Below are 22,939 nucleotides of genomic sequence, written 5' to 3' on the forward strand. Positions count from 1 at the left end.
CGTCCTTTGCGCAGTTCCCCGCGCCCCTTCGGGGTCGCCTCAGGTGCACGTCCCCACGGCTGTGCGGGTACTCCGGGGGTGCGCAGTTCCCCGCGCCCCTTCGGGGCCCGCCTCGGGTGCACGTATTCACGGCCGTGCGGGTCGTTTCCCCGCGTCCCTTCGGGGTCACGGGGCCTTTGTCCGGCGTACCCGGCGGCGGCGGGGTGGCCGCTGTGCGGTCTCCCACGGGGGGCCGCCCGGTTCCTCCTCGTCCCAGAACCCCGTCCCCGCCTCCGTCCCCGTACCCCGCACCGCGAAGATCGTCGTGTCGTCGCCGAGGTGTCCGTTGCAGTGGGCGAGGGTCGCGTCCCGGACGAGGGTCACCAGCCGTTCCGGCCGGGCGTTCTCCGGATCGGCCGCCACCATCCCGGTGACCGCCTGGAACAGCGGGAAGAAGACGCCGTGCGCGTCGCGGGCCTCGGTCACCCCGTCGGTGACCAGGAGCACCGTCTCGTCGGGGCGGACGGCCACCCGCTGGACGAGTGCCGGGCTGTCGGAGAGGTCCCCGAGGCCGAGCGGCAGCCCGTCGCCGGGGACGAGTTCGCGGACCCCGGCGGGGCTGACGAACAGCGGCGGCTGATGGCCGAAGTTGACGATCTCCAGCCGGGACCCGGGCCGCTCGGACGGCGGGAACCCGAGCAGGACCGCGGTGGCGAACCGGTCGCCGTCGTCGCGGCCGACCCGCAGACAGTAGTAGCGGTGGCGACGCATCCGGGTCTCCAGCCGCTCCGCGACGGTCGACAGCCGTGGCTCGTGGTACCCGGACTCCCGGAACGAGCCGAGCAGCACCGCCGCCCCGTCGACCGCGCCGAGGCCCTTGCCCTGGACGTCCCCGAGCAGGACCCGGGTGCCGTGCCGGCTGGGCTGGATGTCGTAGAAGTCGCCGCCGACCTTGGCGACGCTGTCCGCCGCGAGGTAGACGGCCGCGTGGTCGAGTCCGCCCCAGCGGGGCGGCAGCGGGCGCAGCACGGTGAGCCGGGTGGTGTCGGCCACGTCCCGCATGTGCAGGGCCCGCCGTTCGTTGCGCAGCCGTACCCAGCTGGCACCCGTGGCGAGCGCACCGCCGATGCCGACGAGGATGAAGTCGGGCAGCCCGGTCTGGAACTCGTGCGGCCAGGCGTTGTCCACCAGGGTGTACGCCGCCAGCGAGATCACCGCGAAGGCCGCCGTCCCCCACACCCCGCACAGCGCCGCCGCGATCCCCGGGACCATCACGATCCAGGAGGCCACCCGGAACTCGCCCCCGGTGTTCCAGTCGAACAGCACGAGGGCGACCAGCAGGACCAGCGGCGGCAGCCACGCCACGCTGTACCCCCGTATCCGCAGGGAGGACGTGGCGGCGGGCTCCTGACCGCCCGGCACGGGGAAGGAGCCGAGGGGCACCCCGGCGCGGGTACGCGGGCCCCCGTCGCGCCGGCGCACCCGGCCGCCGCCGGGTCGCGGCGGGCGGGCGCGGGAGTCCGGCGGGGCGGGGTGGGAGCTGCGGATACGCATAGGGCGCCGGGTGTCCGTAGCGGGACGGGGGCTCAGTCCTCGTTGATGTAGTAGTGGTAGTAGGTCGCCGCGAACACACCGGCGGCCACCGCGAGGGAGATCCCCGTGGAACGCAGCACGGAGTGCCCGGTCTGGCTGTAGCAGAAGCCGAAGGCGAGCCCGGCGAACACGGCCCAGGACATCGCGCGCGGTCCGGAGCGCAGGGCCGGTCCCACCCGGTGCAGTGCGAAGGCGACCGCGGCGACGGCGATACCGGCGGCGAAGCCGAGGAAGATGTTCCAGCCGGTGACCTGGTAGCCGCTCGCGTCCCGGCTGATCCCGGAGATCCAGAAGCCGTACACGACGCCCAGCAGGACGGGCAGCCAGGTGCCCGGCGCCATGGGGTCGACGGCGGACGACGCGGCGGGGGTACGGGGACGCGGGGCCGGGGTCCCCGTTGCGGGGGCCGTGTGCGTCATGGGACCACTTCCTCTCCATGGGCGCTGCCGGGCGGGCCGGGTGTGCCGGGTGTGCCGTGCGGTCCGGCCGTCGCCCGTACCTCTCCAGAGCACACCCGGGGGGCCGTGCGGGCAACTTGTGCCGGGTCCCGGACCGCCGCCAAGAAATTCGCACACACATTCGGCAAGGACCGATGAGTTCCGGCCCCGCCACCGGTCCCCACTCCACGGACCGCACTCCCACGCGTTCGCCCGGCACCGTCCGGCGCGGATCGTGGACCATGGATGAAACGGACGAAAGGCGCGAGGCGGACATGAGCAGCGCACAGAGCGGACGGGCGGCCACCACGGCCGGGCCCGCCATCGAGACCGAGGGCCTGGTGAAGACGTTCGGCGGCACCCGGGCGGTGGACGGCGTCGACCTCGTCGTCCCCGTCGGCACCGTCTACGGCCTCCTCGGGCCCAACGGCGCGGGCAAGACCACCACCGTCAGGATGCTGGCGACCCTGCTGCGGCCCGACGGCGGCCGGGCCCGCGTCTTCGGCCACGACGTCGTCCGCGAGGCCGACGCCGTACGCACCCGGGTCAGCCTCACCGGCCAGTACGCCTCCGTCGACGAGGACCTCACCGGCACCGAGAACCTGGTGCTGCTCGCCCGGCTGACCGGCCACGGCCGCAAGGCCTCGTACGGGCGGGCGGAGCAGCTGCTCACCGCGTTCGGACTTGAGGAGGCCGCCGAACGCCAGGTCAAGAACTACTCCGGTGGCATGCGGCGCCGTATCGACATCGCCGCCTCCATCCTCAACACCCCTGACCTGCTCTTCCTCGACGAGCCCACCACCGGGCTCGACCCGCGCAGCCGCAACCAGGTCTGGGACATCATCCGCGCGGTCGTCGCCCAGGGCACCACCGTGCTGCTCACCACCCAGTACCTCGACGAGGCCGACCAGCTCGCGTCCCGGATCGCCGTCATCGACCACGGCCGGGTGATCGCGGAGGGCACCAAGGGCGATCTCAAGGCGTCCGTGGGCGCGGGTTCCGTGCATGTCCGGCTGCGGGACGCGGGCCGTCGCGAGGAGGCCCGGGAACTGCTCGCCCGCGTCCTCGACGCGCGGGTCGTCCTCGAACCCGACCCCGTCGCGCTCAGCGCCCGGATCGGGCAGGACACCGCGCCCGACGGGCACAACGCCGCCGACCAGGCGTCCCGCGCGCTCGCCGAACTGACCCGCGCCGGGATCACCGTCGACAACTTCGCGCTCGGCCAGCCCAGCCTGGACGAGGTCTTCCTGGCCCTCACCGACCGCCCCGTCACCCCCGCGCACGACCGGCCCCCGCATGACCGGCCCGCGAACGACCGGCCCACGAACGAGCCCACGGAAGAGGCAGCGGCATGAGTACCGTGACCACCACGGACGCCCAGGAACTCGCCCCCGTCCGGACCGACTCCCTCGCGGATCTGCTCATCGCGAAGGACCGGCCGCCCCGGCCGGGACCGCTCTCCGCGTCCCTCACCTTCGGCTGGCGGGCCATGCTGAAGATCAAGCATGTGCCGGAACAGCTCTTCGACGTGACCGCGTTCCCGGTCATGCTGATCCTGATGTACACGTACCTCTTCGGCGGGGCCCTCGCCGGGTCGCCCCAGGAGTACATCCAGTACCTGCTGCCCGGCATGCTGGTGATGTCCATCGTCATGATCACCATGTACACGGGTGTCGCGATCAACACGGACATCGACAAAGGCGTCTTCGACCGCTTCCGGACCCTGCCCGTGTGGCGGCCCGCCGCGATGGTCGGGTACCTCCTCGGCGACATGGTCCGCTATGTGATCGCCTCCATCGTGATGATCAGCGTCGGCCTGATCATGGGCTTCCGCCCGGACGGCGGGCTCCTCGGCGTGCTCGCGGGAGTCGCGCTGCTGGTCGTCTTCTCGTTCGCGGTGTCGTGGGTGTGGACGATGTTCGGGCTGCTGCTGCGCACCGAGAAGTCCGTCATGGGCGTCAGCATGATGGTGATCTTCCCGCTGACGTTCCTCAGTGACATCTTCGTCAAGCCGGAGACCATGCCCGGCTGGCTCCAGGCGTTCGTCAACCACAACCCGATCACCCATGTCGCGACGGCCGTGCGGGAACTGATGGCCGGACACTGGCCCGCCGCCGAACTGGGCTGGGCGGTGGGCTGGTCCGCAGCTCTCGTCGTCGTCTTCGGGACGCTGACGATGCGGATGTACAACCGGAAGTAGCGCCCGGGGCGCGCCGGGGCCTCGTCGGTTCTCGCGGGTCCGCGCCGGTCCTCGCGGGCCAGGCCGCGCCGATCCTCGCGGGCCAGGTCACCCGGGCCGGGTACTCCGGTCAGTCGGCGGGACGGGGGGCCGGGCGGTCGGGGGCCAGGCGGGCCGCCCGGCGGGACAGATAACGGGCCTCCGGTTCGCTGAGGGTGCGCCGGGCGGCCTCCTGGTACGCCGCCCGCGCGGCCACCGGGTCCCCGGCGCGTTCCAGCAGATGGGCCCGTACGGCGTACAGCCGGTGGTTGCCCGCGAAGGGGCCCGGCGAAGGCGTCGCCTCCTCCAGCCGGTCCAGTTCGGTGAGGCCCGCCCGCGCGCCCCGCACCATCGACAGCGCCACCGCCCGCCCGAGCGCCGCCATCGGGTCCGGGCCGAGGGCCACCAGCACGTCGTACAGGGCCAGGATCTGCGGCCAGTCCGTGTCCCGCGCCGACGCCGCCTCACCGTGCAGCGCGGCCACGGCCGCCTGCACCTGGTAGACGCCGACGGGCGGGCGGCGCAGCGACTCCTCGACCAGGGCGGTGCCCTCGGCGAGGGCGGCACGGTCCCACAGGGCGCGGTCCTGCTCGTCCAGCGGCACGAGTTCGCCGTGCGGACCGGTACGGGCCGCGGCGCGGGCGTCGGTCAGCAGCATCAGCGCGAGCAGTCCCGTGACCCGGCCGTCGTCCGGCAGCAGCGCCCGCAGGACGCGGGTGAGCCGGATCGCCTCCCGCGCCAGGTCCCCGCGGCGCAGCCGCTGTCCGGACGTGGCCGTGTGCCCTTCGGTGAAGATCAGGTACAGCACCTTCAGGACGGCCCCGAGCCGTTCGGCCAGCTCGGCGGGGTCCGGCCGCCGGAACGGGGTCCCCCGCAGCTTCTCCTTGGCGCGGCTCACCCGGCGGGCGATCGTCGCCTCCGGTACGAGATGGGCGCGGGCGATCTCGGCGGTCGTCAGTCCGCCGACCGCCCGCAGGGTCAGCGCGACCCGTGCCGCCGGGCTCAGTTCGGGACGGCAGCACAGGAACAGCAGGGTCAGGGTGTCGTCGCCGCTCGGCGCGCGGGACTCGCCGGGCGACGGCGCGGTGCGCTCGTGCGCGGGCACGAGCCGCGCCGCAGTCTCCTCCCGGCGGCGCCGGGACTCCTCCGCCCGCAGCAGATCCGTGAGCCGCCGGGACGCCACCTTGATCAGCCACCCCCGGGGGTTCGCGGGCACCCCGTCGGCCGGCCACTGACCGGCCGCCGCGAGCAGCGCCTCCTGGACGGCGTCCTCGGCCAGGCCGAAGTGCCCGTACCGGCGCACCAGCGCGCCCAGCACCTGCGGCGCGTGCAGCCGCAGCAGATCCTCGACGCCGCCCGCGCGGTCACCGCCGCCGGCCCCGCTGCCGCTGACGTGTCCGCCGTCTGCGTCGCCGGGGCCGTCGCCGTCACCACGGACGCGGGCGTCGCCGTCACCACGGACGCGGGCGTCCCCGTCACCACGGGCGCGGGCGTCCCCGTCCCCGTCAGCGTCCCCGCGTCCGTCGCCGTCCCTCACCGCTCGCTCCCGGTACGTGGTTCCCGGACCGTCAGGCGGTGATCTCGCCCTGGGCCATCAGGGGCCGGATCACCACCGGCCGGATCGCCGATCCCGCGGGCTGCGGACACCGGGTGACCCGGGCCGCGATCTCCGTGACCCGGTCCAGGCTCGCGCAGTCCAGGATCCAGTATCCGGCGAGGACCTCCTTCGTCTCCCCGTAGGGACCGTCCGTGACCACCGGCTGCGGATCGTCGGGGGCGCCGGTCACGAACCGCGCCAGCGCGGGCTCCGTCAGCCCCTGGCCGTCGATCAGTTCCCCGCTCTCCGCGAGATCGTCGCTCAGCGCGCTCATGAACGCGCCCATCGCGACCAGGTCCTGCTCGGTGTACGCGGGACTCCCGTCGGAGCTGTCGCCCCGCATGGCCGCGTAGTCCGCCTGTGTACCGAGGATCATCACCATGTACTTCATTACGGCTCCCTTGAGAGTGCTCCAGTGGCACCGGTCCTCCGGTTCCATGGATACGTCGGAGCCGGACACGGTTTCCGGACAGTCCTCCCACGATCCGCGCGACTTTTCCCGGAACCACCACCGACACGGTGACCGGACCCGTCCCGGAGCCGTTCGCGGTCCGCCGCCCTCGGAGCGAGGTCCGCCGCCCTCAGAGCGACAGGAAGCCCAGCGCCACCGGAGCGGCCGAGAACAGCAGCATCACACCGGGGGCCGCCAGACCCTTGGTGTCCTTGGCCCGCAGATGGGCGATCAGGGCGCCCACGAAGTACAGCACCGCGCCGATGCCCGCCGCGATGCCGAGCGGGCGGTAGAAGATGCCCGCGAGCAGCCCGAGCGCGGCGGCGAACTCCAGCACGGCGAGCGGGACGAACCAGCTCAGGGGCACGCCGAGCCCGGTGATGGTGTCGGTCACCCGCTGCTCGCGCACCAGCTTCCCCCGGCCGGAACCGGCCAGCATCAGGGCGAACAGAACGGCGACGACCACGTAGGCGATGTACACGGGGACCTCTTACGGTCTAGGCAGACAGATCGTTGAACCATAACAACGATTGACGAAACCGGGTAATGGACGGCTGTTAGGGTATTCACATGGTGGCGGGCGAGGCGGAAGAGATGACCGAGGGCCTGGCGTTCCTGCTGGCCAGGCATGGTGCGGGCGCCCAGATGATGCTCCGCAGAGCGCTGGTCTCCAGCGGGCTGACACCGCGGCACATGATGACCTTGAAGCACCTGGACACGGGCCCGGTGAGCCAGCAGGCCCTGGTGGACATGCTGGAGGTCGACCCGAGCGTGCTGGTGGCCGTCCTGAACGACCTGGAGCGCGACGAGCTCGCACTGCGCCGCCGCGACCCCGCCGACCGGCGCCGGCACATCGTGGAGATCACCCCCGCCGGAGCCGCTGTGCTGCGCAGGTCGGACGAGATCCTCGCGGAGGCCGAAGGAGAGCTGTTCACCCATCTCTCCCCGGCGGAACAGCTCCTGCTGCGCGACCTCCTGAACCGGATCAACGTCTCCCCCGACCAGTTCACCTGCACCGAGGACTGACGTCGGCGGCGACACCCCCACGCTCCCCGAGAGGCCCCCGTGACCAGCGATGACGCGCACCCCCCACCCACCGCCGGCACCACCGCCGACGGCCGGGAACGCAAGGGCCAGCGCACCCGCCGCCGCATCCTGGAAGCCGCCCGCAAGCAGTTCGCCCAGTCCGGGTTCGAACGCGCCACGATCCGCGCGATCGCGGCCGACGCGGGCGTCGACAAGGCGTCCGTCATCCACTACTTCGGCACCAAGCAGGAACTCTTCCGGGAAGCCGCGGACTGGCACATCCCCGTCACCGAACTGACGACGGACGACCCCGGCCAGTCCGTCGAGAACTACCTCCGGTACATGCTGACCTCGTGGTCCAACGACCCCGACACCCCGATGACGGCGTTGCTGCGCGCCAGCATGACCAGCGAGGAAGCGGCGGCCCTGCTCCGGGAACGGGTCACGGAACAGGCCGTGGACCCCGTCGCCGAACGCCTCGGCGACGACCCCGACGCCCGGCTGCGCGCCGCCCTCGTCGGCGCGATGATGATGGGCATCGCCACCCACCGGTACGTACTGCGGCTGCCGGACCTCGCGGCGGCCGACCTGACGGACGTACTGCGCGTCTCGGTCCCCGTCCTGCGCGAACTCCTCGTGAGGCCCGACGACCGCCCCGCCTGAAGCCTCCCACCGCCCCGGGCCCCGAACCCGGGGTCCCGAATCCGGAGTCCCAAATCCGGAGTCCCAAATCCGGGAGCCCGCCGTCCACGCGGCGGGCTCCCGGCGTTCCCGGACGGGCCGGACACACGCGGGTGTCACTCATGGCGGTACGCCCCGTGAAGGGCCGGTGCGACCCGTGAAGGGAGGTGTGACGCGTTTCTCAACGTACGGTGAGAAATAAAAATCAACGTACGTATAGTTTTCACGGTGGTCCGGCCGGACGGCCCCGCCGAACCCCGGTACCCCCGTGAGAACACCTAGGAGCACCACGTCATGACTGCAACCGCGTCCGGCCGCGAGGCCCCGGCCGCCGTCCAAAGACACCTCGGCTGGGCACTGGTGGTGATCGCCGCGGCCCAGCTGATGGTCGTGCTGGACGGCACGATCACCAACATCGCGCTGCCGAGCATCCAGTCCGACCTGGATGTGTCGGCGTCCACGCTCGCGTGGATCGTCAACTCGTACGCCCTCGCCTTCGGCGGTCTGCTGCTGCTCGGCGGCCGGGCGGGCGACCTCTTCGGGCGCCGCCGGATGTTCCGCGTCGGCATCGTCGTCTTCACCGTCGCGTCCCTGCTGGGCGGCTTCGCGACGAACGAGGTGACGCTGATCGGCGCGCGCATCCTCCAGGGCATAGGCGCGGCCATCGCCGCCCCGACCGCGCTGTCGCTGATCACCACGAACTTCCCCGAGGGCGCGCCCCGCAACAAGGCCATGGGCGTGTACGCGGCGATGGCGGGCCTCGGCTCGACCGTCGGACTGCTGCTCGGCGGTGTGCTGACGGACTACCTCGACTGGCGCTGGGTGTTCTTCGTGAACATCCCGATCGGCATCGCGGTCCTCGCCGGTACGAAGCTGCTGGCCGAGGGCAAGCCGGAGCACGGACGGCTGGACGTGCCGGGCGCGATCACCGGTACGGGCGGTCTGATCGCCCTCGTCTACGGGATCACCCGGGGCGGCGAGCACAGCTGGTCGGACGGGCTGACACTCGCGTCGTTCGCCGTGGCGGCCGTGCTGCTGTCGGTGTTCCTGGTGCTCCAGACGAGGTCGGCGCACCCGATGATGCCGCTGCGGCTGTTCCGGGACCGGGGCCGCTCCGGCGCGTACGTCACGATGCTGTTCCTGGGCGCGGGCATGTTCGCGACCTTCTACTTCCTGACCCTCTACCTCCAGCAGATACTCGGCTACAGCCCGGTGGAGACAGGGCTCGCGTACCTGCCGTTCACCGTCGGCATGATGGTCTCGGCCGGGCTCGGCTCCCGGCTGATCTCCCGCTACTCGCCGCGCGCGATCGCGGGCCCCGGCCTGCTGATCGGTGCGCTGGGCATGCTGTGGTTCGCGAGGCTGGAGCACGACTCGTCGTACGCGACGCATCTCGCCCCGGCGATGTTCGTCACGGCGCTGGGGCTCGGGGCGAGCTTCGTGCCGATGACGCTAGGTGCGGTGCGGGGGGTGCTGCCGGAGGACTCCGGGATCGCGTCGGCGCTGCTGAACACCGCGCAGCAGATCGGTGGCGCGCTGGGGCTGGCCGGGCTCACGACCGTGGCGATGACCACGGCGGACGATCTCGTGCCGGATGCCTCGGGCACGTTCTACCGGGCGATGGCCACGGGGGATGCCGCCCTCCTCGACCGTGCCGGTCAGGCGCTCACCGAGGGGTACGCGGCGGCGTACCTCGTGGCCGCGGGGCTCTTCGTCGCGGGGCTGATCATCACGGTCACCGCCGTCCGCGGCGACAAGCCCGACGCAACGGCCCCCCTCCCGGCCGCCCACCTGGGCTGACCGGTTTCCCCCCGGGGCCGCGGGTCGCCTTCACTCGCGCCCCCGGGGGTCCGTCCGGCTGGACGTACTTGTCCCTGTGCGGGTCGGACGGGGGTGCGCAGTTCCCCGCAGGTCGCCTTCGCTCGCGCCCCGAGGTCTGTCCGGCTGGACGTACTCCGTTCCGTGCCGTCGCTCGTGGGTTTCGCGCAGTTCCCCGCGCCCCTGGGTGGTGCCCCTTCGGGTTTGTCCGTCGGGTGCGGGTCTGCCCTCGTCTTCGCGCAGTTCCCCGCGCCCCTGGATGCTGCCCCGTTGCTGTCGCTCTTCGGGTGCGGGCCGGTTCTCGTTTTCGCGCAGTTCCCCGCAGGTCGCCTTCGCTCGCGCCCCGAGGTCTGTCCGGCTGGACGTACTCCGTTCCGTGCCGTCGCTCGTGGGTTTCGCGCAGTTCCCCGCGCCCCTGAAGGGGCACTCCTCTCCTCTCGCAGTCGCATGGCTGCGGGAGGGGGTGGGCGGGAATCTCTGCCCGCAGACTCCGATGCTCTTCAGTCGGGCAAGGGGGACGTCCGACCGAGCGCGTTGGAGCGAGGACGGAGAATCCCGACCGGCACCGACCCGAAGAACAACAGAACGCGCCCCAAAGGGGCGCGGGGAACTGCGCGAAGACGAGAACCGCCCCGCACCCGAAGAGCGACGACCAGAGGCAGCATCCAGGGGCGCGGGGAACTGCGCGAAACCACCGGGCGACGGCACAGGAAACAGGTGCGCCCACCGGGACAGACCTGGGAAGCGCAAGCGAAGGCGACCTGCGGGGAACTGCGCAGACCACCGAGCGACGGCACAGCAACGAAGTACGTCCCGCCGGACAGACCTGGGAAGCGCAAGCGAAGGCGACCCGCGGGGATCAGCCGTCCGCCGGCTCCCGTTCGCGGGCGGCCCGCGCCCGCTCCTTCGCCTCGCGCCGCTTCCTGCTGCGAGGCCCGAACGTGAAGAGGTTCGTCGCCACGATCACCACCGCCGCGGCCATCCACAGCACCCCCTGCCCCTGGAGATACGCGACGAACGCCAGGATCAGCAGGAACCCCGCCCCCAGCAGCCCCGCCCAGTCGGCGGCCCGACCCAGCCAATCCCCGTAGTCCCGGTTCCGACTCACAGGACCTCCTTCCCGCCCCAAGGCCAACAGAGCCACCATTGTCCCCCGGCGGCCCCGAAAGGGAATCGGCCCCGAGGGGGAATCGCGGTTCAGCCGTACATCCGCCGCATCGCGAAGTCGACCATCTGCTCCACGGCCTTGGCGTCGAACACCATCCGGTGGTCGCCCTCCATGTCGAGGACGAAGCCGTACCCGGTGGGCAGCAGATCGATGACCTCCGCCCCGGTGATGACGAAGTACTTGGACTCCTTGCCGGCGTACCGGCGCAGCTCCTTGAGCGAGGTGAACATCGGGATCACCGGCTGCTGGGTGTTGTGCAGGGCCAGGAAGCCGGGGTTGTCGCCCCGCGGGCAGTACACCTTCGACGTGGCGAAGATCTGCTGGAAGTCCTCCGCGGCCATGGACCCCGTGGTGAACGCCCGCACCGCGTCCGCGAGCGACGGCGGTGAGGGCTCCGGGTACAGCGGCGCCTGCTGCTGCCCGTACCCCCCGGCCATCTGCTGCTGCGGCGGGGGCTGCGGCTGCGCGTAACTCTGCCCAGGGGCGGCGCCGCCCACGTGCTGCTCGTAGCCGTACATGAGCGCAAGGGTACCGAGCGGGGCCCCGCCCGCGGACCCGGCCCGGCCGGGTCGTGGGACACCGGCCGGGACACCGGCCGGGGCGGGTCCGTGAGGTGGCCGGATTCCGCCCGCGGAGCATGGCGCGGCGGTCCGGAACCGAGGCCCGGCCCGCAGACTCCCCCCGGTCGGGGGTTGCACGTTATTACCGACGGGTAGCATCATCGGAGGAACGTGCTACTCGTCAGTACACACACGTCATCACCCGAGCTACCTACGGAGCCGTCGTCATGGGGCACTACAAGTCGAATCTCCGCGACATCGAGTTCAACCTCTTCGAGGTGCTCGGGCGCGACAAGGTGTACGGCAGCGGACCGTTCGCCGAGATGGACGTGGACACCGCGCGCAGTGTCCTGTCCGAGCTGACCCGGCTCGCGGAGAACGAGCTGGCCGAGTCGTACGCGGACGCCGACCGCAACCCGCCGGTGTTCGACCCCGCCACGGGCAGCGCCCCGCTCCCCGAGTCGTTCAAGAAGTCGTACAAGGCGTTCATGGACTCCGAGTACTGGCGTCTCGGCATCCCGGAGGAGATCGGCGGCACCACCGCGCCCGCCTCCCTGATCTGGTCCTACGCGGAGCTGGTGCTCGGCGCGAACCCGGCGGTGTGGATGTACTCCTCCGGCCCCGCGTTCGCCCGCATCCTCTTCGAGGAGGGCACCGAGGAGCAGAAGAAGCTCGCGTCGGTCGCCGTCGAGCGCATGTGGGGCTCCACGATGGTGCTCACCGAGCCCGACGCCGGTTCGGACGTGGGCGCGGGCCGCGCGAAGGCCGTCCGCCAGGAGGACGGCTCCTGGCACATCGAGGGCGTGAAGCGGTTCATCACCTCCGGTGAGCACGACATGGAGGAGAACATCCTCCACTACGTCCTCGCCCGTCCCGAGGGCGCCGGTCCCGGCACCAAGGGCCTGTCCCTCTTCCTCGTCCCCAAGTACCTGTTCGACTTCGAGACCGGTGAGCTCGGCGAGCGCAACGGCGCCTACGCCACCAACGTCGAGCACAAGATGGGCCTCAAGGCGTCCAACACCTGCGAGATCACCTTCGGTGACCGGCACCCCGCCAAGGGCTGGCTGATCGGTGACAAGCACGACGGCATCCGGCAGATGTTCCGGATCATCGAGTTCGCCCGGATGATGGTCGGCACGAAGGCCATCTCCACCCTGTCGACGGGCTACCTCAACGCCCTGGAGTACGCCAAGGAGCGCGTCCAGGGCCCCGACCTGGCGAAGTTCATGGACAAGGCCGCGCCCAAGGTCACCATCACCCACCACCCCGACGTCCGCCGCTCGCTGATGACGCAGAAGGCGTACGCGGAGGGCATGCGCGCGCTCGTGCTGCACACCGCGTCCGTCCAGGACACCATCACCGCCAAGGAGGCGGCCGGTGAGGACGCCTCGCACGAGCACGCGATGAACGACCTGCTGCTGCCGATCGTCAAGGGCTACGGCTCCGAGAAGGCGTACGAGCAGCTCGCCCAGTCGCTCCAGATCTTCGGCGGCTCCGGGTACCTCCAGGAGTACCCGGTCGAGCAGTACATCCGGGACGCCAAGATCGACACCCTGTACGAGGGCACCACCGCGATCCAGGGGCAGGACTACTTCTTCCGGAAGATCGTCCGCAACCAGGGCGCCGCGCTGAACTCCCTCGCCGAGGAGATCAAGAAGTTCCTCGCCATCGGCTCCGGCGGCGACGAGCTGGCCGCCGCGCGCGAGCAGCTCGCCCAGGCGGCGGTCGAGCTGGAGGCCATCGTCGGCGTCATGCTGACGGACCTCGCGGCCACCGAGAGCGATGTCCGGTCGATCTACAAGGTCGGACTCAACACCACCCGGCTGCTGCTCGCCTCGGGCGACGTGGTCGTCGGCTATCTGCTGCTGCGGGGCGCGGCGGTCGCCGCCGAGAAGCTGGACTCCGCGGCGCCGAAGGACCGCGCGTTCTACGCGGGCAAGGTGGCCGCGGCGAAGTTCTTCGCGGCGAACGTCCTGCCCGCGGTCACCACCGAGCGCCGGATCGCCGAGTCCGTCGGCCTCGACCTGATGGACCTGGACGAGGCAGCGTTCTGACCCACCCCTGACCCACCCCCTGACCCACCCCCTGAGCCGTCCCCGCGCCACCCCGCCGATCCGGCGCCGGGCCCTCCCGGACCCCGTCCCCACCCCGACCGGACCCCGTCCGGCCGGCACGGTCCCTCCCCGGACCGTGCCGGCCTGGCGGGGTCCGGCCCCGTACGGCCCGGAGCACCCCGTGCGACGGCCCGGGCCCCCCGCGCGCTCCGGTCCTGAACCCGCGCGCTCCGGTCCTGAAGCCCTACGGCGGTGGGTCGGAGGGTGTGCGGCGGTGTGGCGGACGGTGGACGGCGGTGGGACGGACGGTGTGCGCGGGGCGTGCGCGGGCGTGCCGGGTGGTGCGGGGACCGGGCCGCGCCCCCGGTTCCCCGACCACGCCGACGGACCGCCCGAACGGGTCGGCGGCGGACCGGCGACGACCCCGCACCGGCCCGCCCCCGGTCCCTGGTGGGCGGCGGTCGGGCACCCGCCCGGGAGCCGACACCCTTACCCGGGGGGCAACTGCCCGGGGCATGTACATTTCACTCAAGGCCCGCTCCCACCCGCAGGAGCGCGCCTTCCCGCGTCGTTAAGGTGAACCCATGAGCCAACCCCCCCGCTTCGACCGCGGTCACACCGACGACCTGATGACCTTTCTCGCGGCCAGCCCCTCCCCCTACCACGCCGTGGCGAACGCCGCCGAACGGCTGGAGAAGGCGGGTTTCCGGCAAGTTGCCGAGACCGACGCCTGGGACGGGACTGCGGGCGGGAAATACGTACTGCGCGGCGGTGCGATCATCGCGTGGTACGTCCCCGAGGGCGCCTCGCCCCACACCCCGTACCGCATCGTCGGAGCGCACACCGACTCGCCGAACCTGCGGGTGAAGCCGCAGCCGGACCTCTCCGCGCACGGCTGGCGGCAGATCGCGGTCGAGATCTACGGCGGCCCCCTGCTCAACTCCTGGCTCGACCGTGACCTCGGACTCGCGGGCCGGCTCTCCCTGCGTGACGGCACCCACCGGCTGGTCGACGTCGACCGCGCGGTCGCCCGCGTACCGCAGCTCGCCATCCATCTGGACCGCAAGGTGACGCCCGAGGGCCTGAAGCTGGACCCGCAGCGCCATATGCAGCCGATCTGGGGTTTCGGCGACTCGCTCGACGGCGACCTGATCCGGTTCCTGGAGGACGAGTACGGGCTCGACGAGGACTCGGTCACCGGCTGGGACCTGATGCTCCACCCCGTCGAGGCCCCCTCCTACCTGGGCCGCGACAAGGAACTCGTCGCGGGGCCCCGGATGGACAATCTGCTGTCCGTCCACGCGGCCACCGCCGCGCTCACCGCCGTCGCCGCGGCCGAGGACCTGCCGTACATCCCCGTCCTCGCCGCCTTCGACCACGAGGAGAACGGCTCCCAGTCCGACACCGGCGCGGACGGCCCGCTGCTCGGCTCCTGTCTGGAACGCTCCGTGTACGCGCGCGGCGGCTCGCTGGAGGACCGCGCCCGCGCCCTCGCCGGTACGGTCTGCCTGTCCTCGGACACCGGCCACGCCGTGCACCCCAACTACGCGGAACGCCACGATCCAACGCACCACCCGCGCGCGGGCGGCGGCCCCATCCTCAAGGTCAACGTCAACAACCGCTACGCCACCGACGGCTCGGGGCGTGCCGTGTTCGCCGCCGCGTGCGAGAAGGCGGGCGTACCTTTCCAGACATTCGTCTCCAACAACGCGATGCCCTGCGGGACGACCATCGGGCCGATCACCGCGGCGCGGCACGGCATCAAGACCGTCGACATCGGCGTCGCGATCCTGTCCATGCACAGTGCGCGTGAGCTGTGCGCGGCCGACGACCCGCATCTGCTGGCCAACGCGCTCGTCGCGTTCCTCAGCGGCTGACCGCGGGCCGGTCGCGGACCGCCCGCCCGGAGCCCGCCCGGACCGCCCCGCATGGACACGGCCTTCCCGGGTACCCGGGTTCAGTACAGCAACTGCCGTACCGACAGGCGTGTCTGACACGGAGGCGAGATTCATGGGGCTGGGCGGATGCATCGTATTCATCGCGGTGGGCGCGATCCTCACATTCGCGACGGACTGGGAGATGCAGGGGGTGAATCTCGACGTCGTCGGGCTGATCCTGATGGCGGTCGGCCTCATCGGGGTCGTGACCTTCAGCAGCATCGCCCGGCGACGCAGGGTCATGGTGCCGGGCGGCACCACGACGGTGGTGGAGAACCCCCCGAAGTAGGTCGACCTCGCAGGTCGCCTTCGCTTGCGCTTCCGAGGTCTGTCCGGCGGGACGCGCTTGGTCCTGTGCCGTCGCTCGGTGGTTTCGCGGTTCCCCGCGGTTCGCCTTCGCTTGCGCTTTCCAGGTCTGTCCGGCGGGACGCGCTTGGTCCTGTGCCGTCGCTCGGTGGTTTCGCGGTTCCCCGCGGGTCGCCTTCGCTTGCGCTTCCGAGGTCTGTCCGGCTGGACGCACTCCGTTCATGTGCCGTCGCTCGGTGGTTTTGCGCAGTTCCCCGCGCCCCTTTGGGGCGCTCCCGGGCGGTTCTTCGGGTCGGGGCCGGTCGGGATTCTCCGTCCTCGCTCCAACGCGCTCGGTAGGGACGGGAAGGTGGCCCCACTGGTGGCGTCGGAGTCTGCGGGCAGAGATTCCCGCCCACCCCCTCCCGCAGCCGGGCGACCGCGCGGGGAGGGGGCGAAAGGCAACCTCGGGAGGGCGAGCGGAGGCGGCCCGCCCGGCCGGGGTTACGGCATACCCGCCAGGACCAGTGTGAGGCGGTTCGTGGCGGCGGGGACCAGTCGGACCGGGACGCCCCAGTCCTGCTGGTGGACGTGGCACGCGGGGTACTCGTTCGCCGGGTCGTCGTCGCAGGACGCCGCCATCGCGGAGACATGGAGGACCCCTTCCCCCACCTCCGGATCGAGGTCCACGGTCCGCGTCAGATCCGTCCCCGCGCCCTCACCCGAGCGCAGCAGCTCCGGCGGCGTCGAGGAGACCAGCAGCCGGGTCGACGGACCGTACCGCGCGTCGAGCTTCTGACCGGCCGGTGCCTGGAAGACGACATCGAGGCTCAGCGGACCGGGCGCGACCTCCGTGGCCTCCCGGCGGGTGCGATGCGCGACCCCGTCGACACGAACCGCCTCCTCGGGCAGCCGGAGCCGGGTGAGCCGGTGCCGCGCCGACTCCACGACGACGATGTCCCCGTCCACGACGACCGCGTCGGACGGCTCCCGAAGGTCCGTGGCGAGCGTGGTGACCTCCCCGGTCGCGGGGTCGTAACGCCGCAGCGCGTGGTTGTACGTGTCGCTGACCGCGACCGAACCGTCCGGCAGCACGGTGACCCCCAGCGGATGCTGGAAGAGGGCCTGCTCCGCGTCCCCGTCCCGGTGCCCGAAGTCGAACAGCCCCGTACCGACGGCCGTGCGGACCGCGCCGTCGGACCCGATCCAGCGCAGCGCGCTCGTCTCGGAGTCCGCGACCCACAGCCGGTCACCGGCGGCGGCGAGCCCCGACGGCTGCGCGAACCACGCCTCCGTACCCGGCCCGTCGACCAGCCCCTCGTTGGTCGTCCCGGCGGCCACCGTGACCGTGCCGTCGGCGGGGTCGTACGTCCACAGCTGGTGGACGCCCGCCATGGCTATCCACACCTTGCCGCCGAAGAGGGCCACGTCCCACGGCGACGAGAGGTCGACCTCGCGCGCCGGACCGCTGGTGGGCGATCCCTGCCACCACTGGCGTCCCGTGCCCGCGAGGGTGGTGACCTCGCCGCTGACGAGGTCGAGGCGGCGCAGCGCGTGGTTCACGGTGTCCGCGACCACCACGGAGCCGTCGTCGAGCGCGGCGAGCCCCTGCGGCTCGTTGAACTCCGCGCGGTCGGCGGACCCGTCGGCCAGACCCCGGGTGCCGGAGCCGAACCGGCGGACGACGCTCTCGCCGTCCGACGCGAGTTCCACGAGCTGGTGGCGGGTGGTGTCCGAGACGAGCAGGTTGCCGGAGGGCAGCAGGAGGACCTTGCCGGGGAACCGCAGGCTCGTGGCGACGGGCTCGGGTGCCACGTACGGTCCGTCGCCGCGCCGCAGGGTGCCCTTGGCCGTGTGCTCGGCCTCCAGCTCCTCCACGAGCCGCTCGATCGCGTGCGCGTGCCCCTCACCGGCGTGCTGGGCGACGACGTAACCCTCGGGGTCGATCACGACGAGCGTCGGCCACGCGCGTACGGCGTACTGCTTCCAGGTCGTGAGCCGGGGGTCGTCGAGTACGGGGTGCTCGACCCCGTACCGCTCGACGGCGTCCACGACCGCCTGGTGGTCCGCCTCGTGCACGAACTTGGGGGAGTGCACACCGATCACCACGACGGTGTCACGGTGACGCTCCTCCAGCTCCCGGAGCTCGTCCAGGACGTGCAGGCAGTTCACACAGCAGAACGTCCAGAAGTCCAGCACGATGATCCGGCCGCGCAGCTCCGCGAGGCTGTACTGGTGGCCGCCCGTGTTGAGCCAGCCGCCCTCACCGGTGAGCTCCGGCGCGCGAACGCGGGCACTCCGGGGAGCCTTCTCCTGATCGTCCATACGTTCAGGATGCACCCGCCCGACAACGAACGGACAACCGGGTGCCCGCCCGCCCAAAGGGGCGCGGGGAACTGCGCGAAACCACCGAGCGACGGCACAGGAACGAGTACGCCCAGCACAGAAAACCCAGGGGCGCGGGGAACTGCGCGAAGACGAGAACCGGCCCGCACCCGGAGAACAACAGCAGGAGGCAGCATCCAGGGGCGCGGGGAACCGCGCACCCCACGAACGACGGCACAGGAACGAGTCCGCCCACCCGGAGAGACCTGGGAAGCGCAAGCGAAGGCGACCCGCACAGGAAACCCAGGGGCGCGGGGAACTGCGCGAAGACGAGAACCGGCCCGCACCCGGAGAACAACAGCAGGAGGCAGCATCCAGGGGCGCGGGGAACTGCGCACCCCCGTCCGACCCGCACGGGGACAAGTACGTCCCGCCGGACAGACCCAGAAGCGCAAGCGAAGGCGATCAGGCTCGGAAGTGGGGCCGGCGGTCCTTGAGGGCCGGGAACTCCTCCCGGACCACACCCACCCGCGCGGGGTCGAACTCGACGGAAAGCACCGCGTCGCCCGCCCCCGTGACCTCCCCGAGGACCTCGCCCCAGGGGTCGATCACCATGCTGTGTCCCGCCTGGGGCACCCCCGCGTGCCCCCCGGAGGTCCCGCAGGCGAGGACGAACGCCTGGTTCTCGACGGCCCGCGCACGCGCCAGCAGCGTCCAGTGCCCGAGCCGCCGCTCCGGCCACCCCGCGGAGACGACCAGCACCTCCGCCCCCGCGTCGACCAGCCCCCGGAACAGCTCGGGGAACCGCAGGTCGTAGCAGGTGGAGAGACCGACCGTGGTCCCGGGCAGCCGCACGGTGACCAGCTCCGAGCCCGCGCCCATCAGCACCGCCTCGCCCCGGTCGAAACCGAACCGGTGGATCTTGCGGTACGACGCGGCGAGCGAGCCGTCGGGGGCGAAGACCAGGGAGGTGTTGTAGAGGGTGCCGTCCGGGTCACGCTCGGGCACGGACCCCGCGTGCAGCCAGACGCCCGTGTCGGCCGCCGCCCGGGCCATCACCTCGTACGTGGGCCCCTTCAGGGGCTCGGACTCCGCGGCGAACGACTCGTACGCGAACGCGCCGGTCGTCCACAGCTCGGGAAGCACCACCAGGTCCGCGTCCGACTGCTCCCGGACGAGCGAGGCGACCCGGGTACGGCGGGAAGCGACCGATTCGGCGTCGTCTGCGCCGATCTGGAGGAGAGAGGCGCGCACACTACCACCGTCCTGGCATTCAAGTCGTCAACACGGCCTACGATCGTCACACGAAAGCACTGCCGGGGTCTCGTCAACCAGCGTACTGTCCTTTCCGGGGAACCCCCGGACCCCCACCCGCGCCGAGCCCGGCCCACCGCACGCAGCACGCCCGACCCGCAACGCAGCCCGCCGCAAGCAACAACCGCCCGAGGGGTCTCGTGAGTCTCCATCCCAGCCTTCAGAACTACGCCGACGCCTGGACGCACTCCGTGGAAGCGATAGCGGAGCTGGTGCAGCCGCTCGTGGAAGGGGAGTGGAACCGCGCGACACCCTGTCCGGGCTGGTCGGTCCGGGACATCGTGTCGCATGTCATCGGCCTGGACTGCGAGATGCTCGGCGACCCGCGGCCGATCCACACCCTGCCCCGCGATCTGTACCACGTACAGACGGAGCACCAGCGGTACATGGAGATGCAGGTCGACGTCCGGCGGCATCACACCGGGCCCGAGATGACGTCGGAGCTGGAGTACACGGTCATCCGCCGCTCGCGGCAGATCCGCAACGAGACCCGGCAGCCGGAGACGAAGATCCGGGGGCTGCTCGGCAGCGAGGAGACCCTGGAGTTCGCGATGCGCAGGCGCGCGTTCGACATCTGGGTGCATGAGCAGGATCTGCGGATCGCCCTCGCCCAGCCCGGCAACCTCGACTCGCCCGGTGCGCACATCGCGCGGGACGCGATGCTGGAGGCGCTGCCGAAGGTCGTCGCGAAGGACGCGGGCGCCCCGCCCAACTCGGCCGTGGTGGTGGACGTGCACGGGCCGGTGGAGTTCCTGCGGACGGTACGGGTGAACGCGGACGGCCGGGGTTCGGTCGACGGCGCGCCCTCGCTGGGCCCGCTGGTCACCCTGGGGCTGGACTGGGAGACGTACTTCCGGCTGGCGTGCGGACGGGTGTCCCTGGAGTCGGTGCGCGAGCGCATCAAGGCCGAGGGCGACCAGGAGTTCGCCGCGGCGATCCTGCGCAACTTCGCCATCACCCCCTGACCCCGTACGCCCCGCACGCCCCACCCGTCCGCGAGCAGCGAGTACTCAGCACCGCGCGCCGACGGCCCGGTACGCCCCTGCCCCCACGTACGCCTTCCGACCCGGCGTCACCGCCGGACCCCCAGGCCCGAACCCCCGGCCCCCACGGGCCTGTCGGCGCGTCAGGCCGCCGGTACGTGCACGGTGGTGACCCTGCTGGCGACGAGCCGTTCCCGTTCCCGGGTGGCGGCGCGCGCCCGCAGCCGGACGATCTGCGCGAGGCCGACCGCCTGGAGGACGAACACCGCCGAGAACGCGGCCCGGTACTCGCCGCCGGTCAGGTCGAGGAGCAGTCCGACCGCGAGCAGGGTGGTCATGGACGCCACGAAGCCGCCCATGTTCACGATCCCGGAGGCGGTGCCCTGGCGTTCGGGCGGGTTCGCGGGGCGGGCGAAGTCGAAGCCGATCATGGAGGCCGGCCCACCGGCGCCGAGGACCACGCACAGGGTCACGAGCACGGCGAGCGGGGGCCGGCCGCCCGGCCAGGCCAGGGTGAGCGCCCAGACGGCCGCGGTCGCCCCGACCGTGCCGAGGACCAGGGGCAGCCGCGCCGCGTGGTGCCGGGCGACGATCTGTCCGTACACCAGGCCCACCAGCATGTTGGAGACCACGAGCAGGGTGAGCAGTCCGCCCGCGGCGTCCGGGGTCAGGCCCTGCGCCTCGACGAGGAACGGCAGCCCCCACAGCAGCAGGAACACCATCGCCGGGAACTGCGAGGTGAAGTGGACCCACAGTCCGATCCGGGTACCGGGCTCGGCCCAGGACGAGGACAGCTGGCGCCGGACGAACGCGGCGCCCTGCCGGGGCCGGGTCCCCTCCGGCCGTTCGGCCGCGCCGGGGTGGTCCTTGAGGAACAGCAGCAGCGGGACGAGGACGAGCACCCCGGCGAGCGAACTGCCCGCGAACGCGGCCGTCCAGCCGACGCCGTGCAGCAGCCGTGCGACGACCAGGGTGGAGACGAGGGTCCCCGCCATACCCGCGAGTCCGGCGAGCTGCGCGATCATCGGACCGCGCCGCGCCGGGAACCAGCGGGTGCCGAGCCGCAGCACACTGATGAACGTCATCGCGTCGCCGCAGCCGAGCAGCGCCCGCGCGGCGAGGGCGGTGCCGTACGAGGGGGCGAGCGCGAAGCCGAGCTGTCCGGCGGTGAACAGCACGGCCCCGATGACCAGCACCTTCTTGGTGCCGAGCCGGTCGACCAGCAGGCCGACGGGTATCTGCATGCCCGCGTACACGAGCAGTTGCAGTATCGAGAAGGCGGACAGGGCGGACGCGCTGATCCGGAAGCGGTCGGCCGCGTCCAGGCCGGCGACGCCGAGCGAGGTGCGGAAGATGACCGCGACGAAGTAGACGGAGACCCCGATCGACCAGACGACGAGCGCGCGGCGCCCGCCGGGTGGGTCGCCGGGCAGCCCCGCCGACCCGGCGCTCACCGGACGTCACCCCGGGCGAGGCCGGAGAACCAGCCGATGTGGCGGTGCACGACGTCGACGGCGCGGTCGGTGTCCCCGGCGCGCAGCGCGTCGAGGATCTCCTCGTGCTCGGTCAGGGTCTTGGCGATCCGGTCGGGGTGGGAGTGCATGACGGCGACGCCCATCCGCAGCTGCCGGTCGCGGAGCTGCTCGTAGAGCCGGGAGAGGATCTCGTTGCCGCCGCTGCGGACGATCTCGACATGGAAGCAGCGGTCGGTGACGGCGGCCTCGGTGAACCGGCCGGCCGCCGCGTGCGCCTTCTGCTCGGTGAGGAGTTCGGCGAGGCGGGCGATCAGCCGGGGCGGCGCGGGGACGGCCTTGCGGATGGCGTGCTCCTCGACGAGCAGCCGGGTCTCGACGACGTCCGCGATCTCCTGCGCGGAGACGGGCAGGACGAGGGCGCCCTTCTTCGGGTAGAGCTTGATCAGCCCCTCGACCTCCAGCCGCAGCAGCGCTTCGCGTACGGGGGTCCGGGAGACGCCGACGGCCTCGGCCAGCTCGCCCTCGGTCAGCAGGGTCCCGCCTTCGTAGCGGCGGTCCAGTACGGCCTGTTTGACGTGGCCGTAGACCCGGTCGGCGGCGGGCGGCTGCTTGGCGGCGGGTCCGGTGGGAGGAGCGGCGGCGGCGCCTGTCGCACGGGTCCCGGGAGCGGCGGTCAGGGCGGCGGAGGCAGGCATGCGCACAGCTTAGATACAAGACGTACGCATGACGAGGAGGGTCCAGGATGCGGACCCGGGAACGGAGGGGGGAATTCCGTGCGCCGCCGGTGATAACTCCGCGATATCCCCGCCGGTCCGGTCATCGGTAAATCATGGGATCGGCCGGGGATAGGGCGGGGATATGGCGACAAAGAGACCGGGTGGAGGATTCTCCGCGAACACAGGGGATTCCTTTACCTTTTCCATGCATCCATCACCCCGCCCCAAGAGTCTTCAGCAAGTGCGGCATCTTCCTGTCGCCGCACGGATATACGTATTTCCAGGGGCGTTTGGAGCATTCAAGTTGAGTACTGGCATCAAG

General features: G+C 71.9%; 20 protein-coding genes. 9 read left to right on the forward strand and 11 right to left on the reverse strand.

Annotated features, from left to right (window positions below):
• Positions 1 to 165 precede the first annotated feature (165 nt).
• Together OG711_RS19650 and OG711_RS19655 are read right to left on the reverse strand one after the other, a co-directional pair.
• Positions 166 to 1,533: a PP2C family protein-serine/threonine phosphatase gene (locus OG711_RS19650; protein WP_329559936.1), complete on the reverse strand. Its 1,368-nt coding sequence runs from the start codon at positions 1,531 to 1,533 to the stop codon at positions 166 to 168.
• Between the two features lie 32 nt (positions 1,534 to 1,565).
• Positions 1,566 to 1,991 carry a hypothetical protein gene (locus OG711_RS19655; RefSeq protein WP_073782800.1) on the reverse strand — a complete coding sequence of 142 codons (426 nt, stop codon included), beginning with the start codon at positions 1,989 to 1,991 and terminating at the stop codon, positions 1,566 to 1,568.
• Between the two features lie 293 nt (positions 1,992 to 2,284).
• Between OG711_RS19655 and OG711_RS19660 the strand changes: the two genes are divergently transcribed.
• The gene (locus OG711_RS19660; RefSeq protein ID WP_329559937.1) at positions 2,285 to 3,364 is read left to right on the forward strand and encodes an ATP-binding cassette domain-containing protein; all 1,080 of its coding nucleotides are present in this window, start codon (positions 2,285 to 2,287) and stop codon (positions 3,362 to 3,364) included.
• Positions 3,361 to 4,209 carry an ABC transporter permease gene (locus OG711_RS19665; RefSeq protein ID WP_329559938.1) on the forward strand — a complete coding sequence of 283 codons (849 nt, stop codon included), beginning with the start codon at positions 3,361 to 3,363 and terminating at the stop codon, positions 4,207 to 4,209. The genes OG711_RS19660 and OG711_RS19665 overlap by 4 nt, the downstream gene beginning before the upstream one ends.
• A 109-nt stretch (positions 4,210 to 4,318) precedes the next feature.
• Here OG711_RS19665 and OG711_RS19670 read toward each other — a convergent pair whose 3' ends face one another.
• From OG711_RS19670 to OG711_RS19680, 3 genes are all read right to left on the reverse strand, one after another.
• Positions 4,319 to 5,569, reverse strand: a complete 1,251-nt coding sequence (locus OG711_RS19670; RefSeq protein ID WP_266510548.1) for an RNA polymerase sigma factor — start codon at positions 5,567 to 5,569, stop codon at positions 4,319 to 4,321.
• Positions 5,570 to 5,795: 226 nt separating this feature from the next.
• Complete coding sequence (locus OG711_RS19675) at positions 5,796 to 6,215, reverse strand: YciI family protein (RefSeq protein ID WP_073782796.1); 420 nt, start codon at positions 6,213 to 6,215, stop codon at positions 5,796 to 5,798.
• A 190-nt stretch (positions 6,216 to 6,405) separates the two neighbouring features.
• Positions 6,406 to 6,756 carry a DoxX family protein gene (locus tag OG711_RS19680; protein ID WP_073782794.1) on the reverse strand — a complete coding sequence of 117 codons (351 nt, stop codon included), beginning with the start codon at positions 6,754 to 6,756 and terminating at the stop codon, positions 6,406 to 6,408.
• Positions 6,757 to 6,845: 89 nt separating this feature from the next.
• Between OG711_RS19680 and OG711_RS19685 the strand changes: the two genes are divergently transcribed.
• From OG711_RS19685 to OG711_RS19695, 3 genes are all read left to right on the forward strand, one after another.
• Positions 6,846 to 7,301, forward strand: coding sequence for a MarR family winged helix-turn-helix transcriptional regulator (locus OG711_RS19685; RefSeq protein ID WP_073782793.1), 456 nt, complete (start codon positions 6,846 to 6,848; stop codon positions 7,299 to 7,301).
• A gap of 39 nt (positions 7,302 to 7,340) precedes the next feature.
• Positions 7,341 to 7,964: a TetR/AcrR family transcriptional regulator gene (locus tag OG711_RS19690; RefSeq protein WP_266509857.1), complete on the forward strand. Its 624-nt coding sequence runs from the start codon at positions 7,341 to 7,343 to the stop codon at positions 7,962 to 7,964.
• Between the two features lie 312 nt (positions 7,965 to 8,276).
• Entirely contained in the window at positions 8,277 to 9,782 is a 1,506-nt protein-coding gene (locus tag OG711_RS19695) for an MFS transporter (protein WP_073782788.1), read from the forward strand.
• 877 nt (positions 9,783 to 10,659) lie between these two features.
• On the opposite strand, the gene OG711_RS19700 is transcribed toward OG711_RS19695, so the two are convergent.
• Entirely contained in the window at positions 10,660 to 10,908 is a 249-nt protein-coding gene (locus tag OG711_RS19700) for a hypothetical protein (RefSeq protein ID WP_073782786.1), read from the reverse strand.
• Between the two features lie 89 nt (positions 10,909 to 10,997).
• The gene (locus OG711_RS19705; RefSeq protein ID WP_073782784.1) at positions 10,998 to 11,486 is read right to left on the reverse strand and encodes an SseB family protein; all 489 of its coding nucleotides are present in this window, start codon (positions 11,484 to 11,486) and stop codon (positions 10,998 to 11,000) included.
• Between the two features lie 269 nt (positions 11,487 to 11,755).
• Between OG711_RS19705 and OG711_RS19710 the strand changes: the two genes are divergently transcribed.
• The 3 genes from OG711_RS19710 (at position 11,756) to OG711_RS19720 (ending at position 15,808) form a co-directional block, all read left to right on the forward strand.
• Positions 11,756 to 13,582: an acyl-CoA dehydrogenase gene (locus OG711_RS19710; protein ID WP_073782782.1), complete on the forward strand. Its 1,827-nt coding sequence runs from the start codon at positions 11,756 to 11,758 to the stop codon at positions 13,580 to 13,582.
• A 584-nt stretch (positions 13,583 to 14,166) separates the two neighbouring features.
• A complete protein-coding gene (locus OG711_RS19715; protein WP_073782780.1) occupies positions 14,167 to 15,459 on the forward strand; it encodes a M18 family aminopeptidase in 1,293 nt (430 codons plus the stop codon).
• 133 nt (positions 15,460 to 15,592) lie between these two features.
• Positions 15,593 to 15,808 (forward strand): DUF6458 family protein, encoded by a 216-nt coding sequence (locus OG711_RS19720; protein ID WP_073782778.1) that lies wholly within the window; start codon positions 15,593 to 15,595, stop codon positions 15,806 to 15,808.
• Between the two features lie 500 nt (positions 15,809 to 16,308).
• Here the strand turns inward: OG711_RS19720 and OG711_RS19725 are convergent, their stop codons facing one another.
• Both OG711_RS19725 and OG711_RS19730 read right to left on the reverse strand, forming a co-directional pair.
• Positions 16,309 to 18,129, reverse strand: a complete 1,821-nt coding sequence (locus tag OG711_RS19725; RefSeq protein ID WP_329559939.1) for an NHL domain-containing thioredoxin family protein — start codon at positions 18,127 to 18,129, stop codon at positions 16,309 to 16,311.
• A gap of 465 nt (positions 18,130 to 18,594) precedes the next feature.
• Positions 18,595 to 19,383 (reverse strand): carbon-nitrogen family hydrolase, encoded by a 789-nt coding sequence (locus OG711_RS19730; RefSeq protein ID WP_329559940.1) that lies wholly within the window; start codon positions 19,381 to 19,383, stop codon positions 18,595 to 18,597.
• Between the two features lie 200 nt (positions 19,384 to 19,583).
• Between OG711_RS19730 and OG711_RS19735 the strand changes: the two genes are divergently transcribed.
• Positions 19,584 to 20,408 (forward strand): maleylpyruvate isomerase family mycothiol-dependent enzyme, encoded by an 825-nt coding sequence (locus OG711_RS19735; protein ID WP_266509867.1) that lies wholly within the window; start codon positions 19,584 to 19,586, stop codon positions 20,406 to 20,408.
• A 161-nt stretch (positions 20,409 to 20,569) separates the two neighbouring features.
• On the opposite strand, the gene OG711_RS19740 is transcribed toward OG711_RS19735, so the two are convergent.
• Both OG711_RS19740 and OG711_RS19745 read right to left on the reverse strand, forming a co-directional pair.
• Positions 20,570 to 21,880: an MFS transporter gene (locus OG711_RS19740; RefSeq protein WP_329559941.1), complete on the reverse strand. Its 1,311-nt coding sequence runs from the start codon at positions 21,878 to 21,880 to the stop codon at positions 20,570 to 20,572.
• On the reverse strand, positions 21,877 to 22,596 hold the full coding sequence (locus tag OG711_RS19745; RefSeq protein ID WP_079184377.1) for a GntR family transcriptional regulator: 720 nt from the start codon (positions 22,594 to 22,596) through the stop codon (positions 21,877 to 21,879). Before OG711_RS19745 ends, OG711_RS19740 begins: the two co-directional genes overlap by 4 nt.
• Positions 22,597 to 22,939: the final 343 nt, after the last annotated feature.

Origin of the sequence: Streptomyces uncialis (assembly GCF_036250755.1) — a bacterium.
Classification (GTDB): domain Bacteria; phylum Actinomycetota; class Actinomycetes; order Streptomycetales; family Streptomycetaceae; genus Streptomyces; species Streptomyces uncialis.

Coding starts and splice junctions, on each gene's coding strand:
- OG711_RS19655 (WP_073782800.1), bottom strand. CDS start 1,991: ATGACGCACACGGCCCCCGCAACGGGGACCCCGGCCCCGCGTCCCCGT.
- OG711_RS19710 (WP_073782782.1), top strand. CDS start 11,756: ATGGGGCACTACAAGTCGAATCTCCGCGACATCGAGTTCAACCTCTTC.
- OG711_RS19660 (WP_329559937.1), top strand. CDS start 2,285: ATGAGCAGCGCACAGAGCGGACGGGCGGCCACCACGGCCGGGCCCGCC.
- OG711_RS19695 (WP_073782788.1), top strand. CDS start 8,277: ATGACTGCAACCGCGTCCGGCCGCGAGGCCCCGGCCGCCGTCCAAAGA.
- OG711_RS19650 (WP_329559936.1), bottom strand. CDS start 1,533: ATGCGTATCCGCAGCTCCCACCCCGCCCCGCCGGACTCCCGCGCCCGC.
- OG711_RS19725 (WP_329559939.1), bottom strand. CDS start 18,129: ATGGACGATCAGGAGAAGGCTCCCCGGAGTGCCCGCGTTCGCGCGCCG.
- OG711_RS19675 (WP_073782796.1), bottom strand. CDS start 6,215: ATGAAGTACATGGTGATGATCCTCGGTACACAGGCGGACTACGCGGCC.
- OG711_RS19720 (WP_073782778.1), top strand. CDS start 15,593: ATGGGGCTGGGCGGATGCATCGTATTCATCGCGGTGGGCGCGATCCTC.
- OG711_RS19665 (WP_329559938.1), top strand. CDS start 3,361: ATGAGTACCGTGACCACCACGGACGCCCAGGAACTCGCCCCCGTCCGG.
- OG711_RS19705 (WP_073782784.1), bottom strand. CDS start 11,486: ATGTACGGCTACGAGCAGCACGTGGGCGGCGCCGCCCCTGGGCAGAGT.
- OG711_RS19745 (WP_079184377.1), bottom strand. CDS start 22,596: ATGCCTGCCTCCGCCGCCCTGACCGCCGCTCCCGGGACCCGTGCGACA.
- OG711_RS19685 (WP_073782793.1), top strand. CDS start 6,846: ATGGTGGCGGGCGAGGCGGAAGAGATGACCGAGGGCCTGGCGTTCCTG.
- OG711_RS19715 (WP_073782780.1), top strand. CDS start 14,167: ATGAGCCAACCCCCCCGCTTCGACCGCGGTCACACCGACGACCTGATG.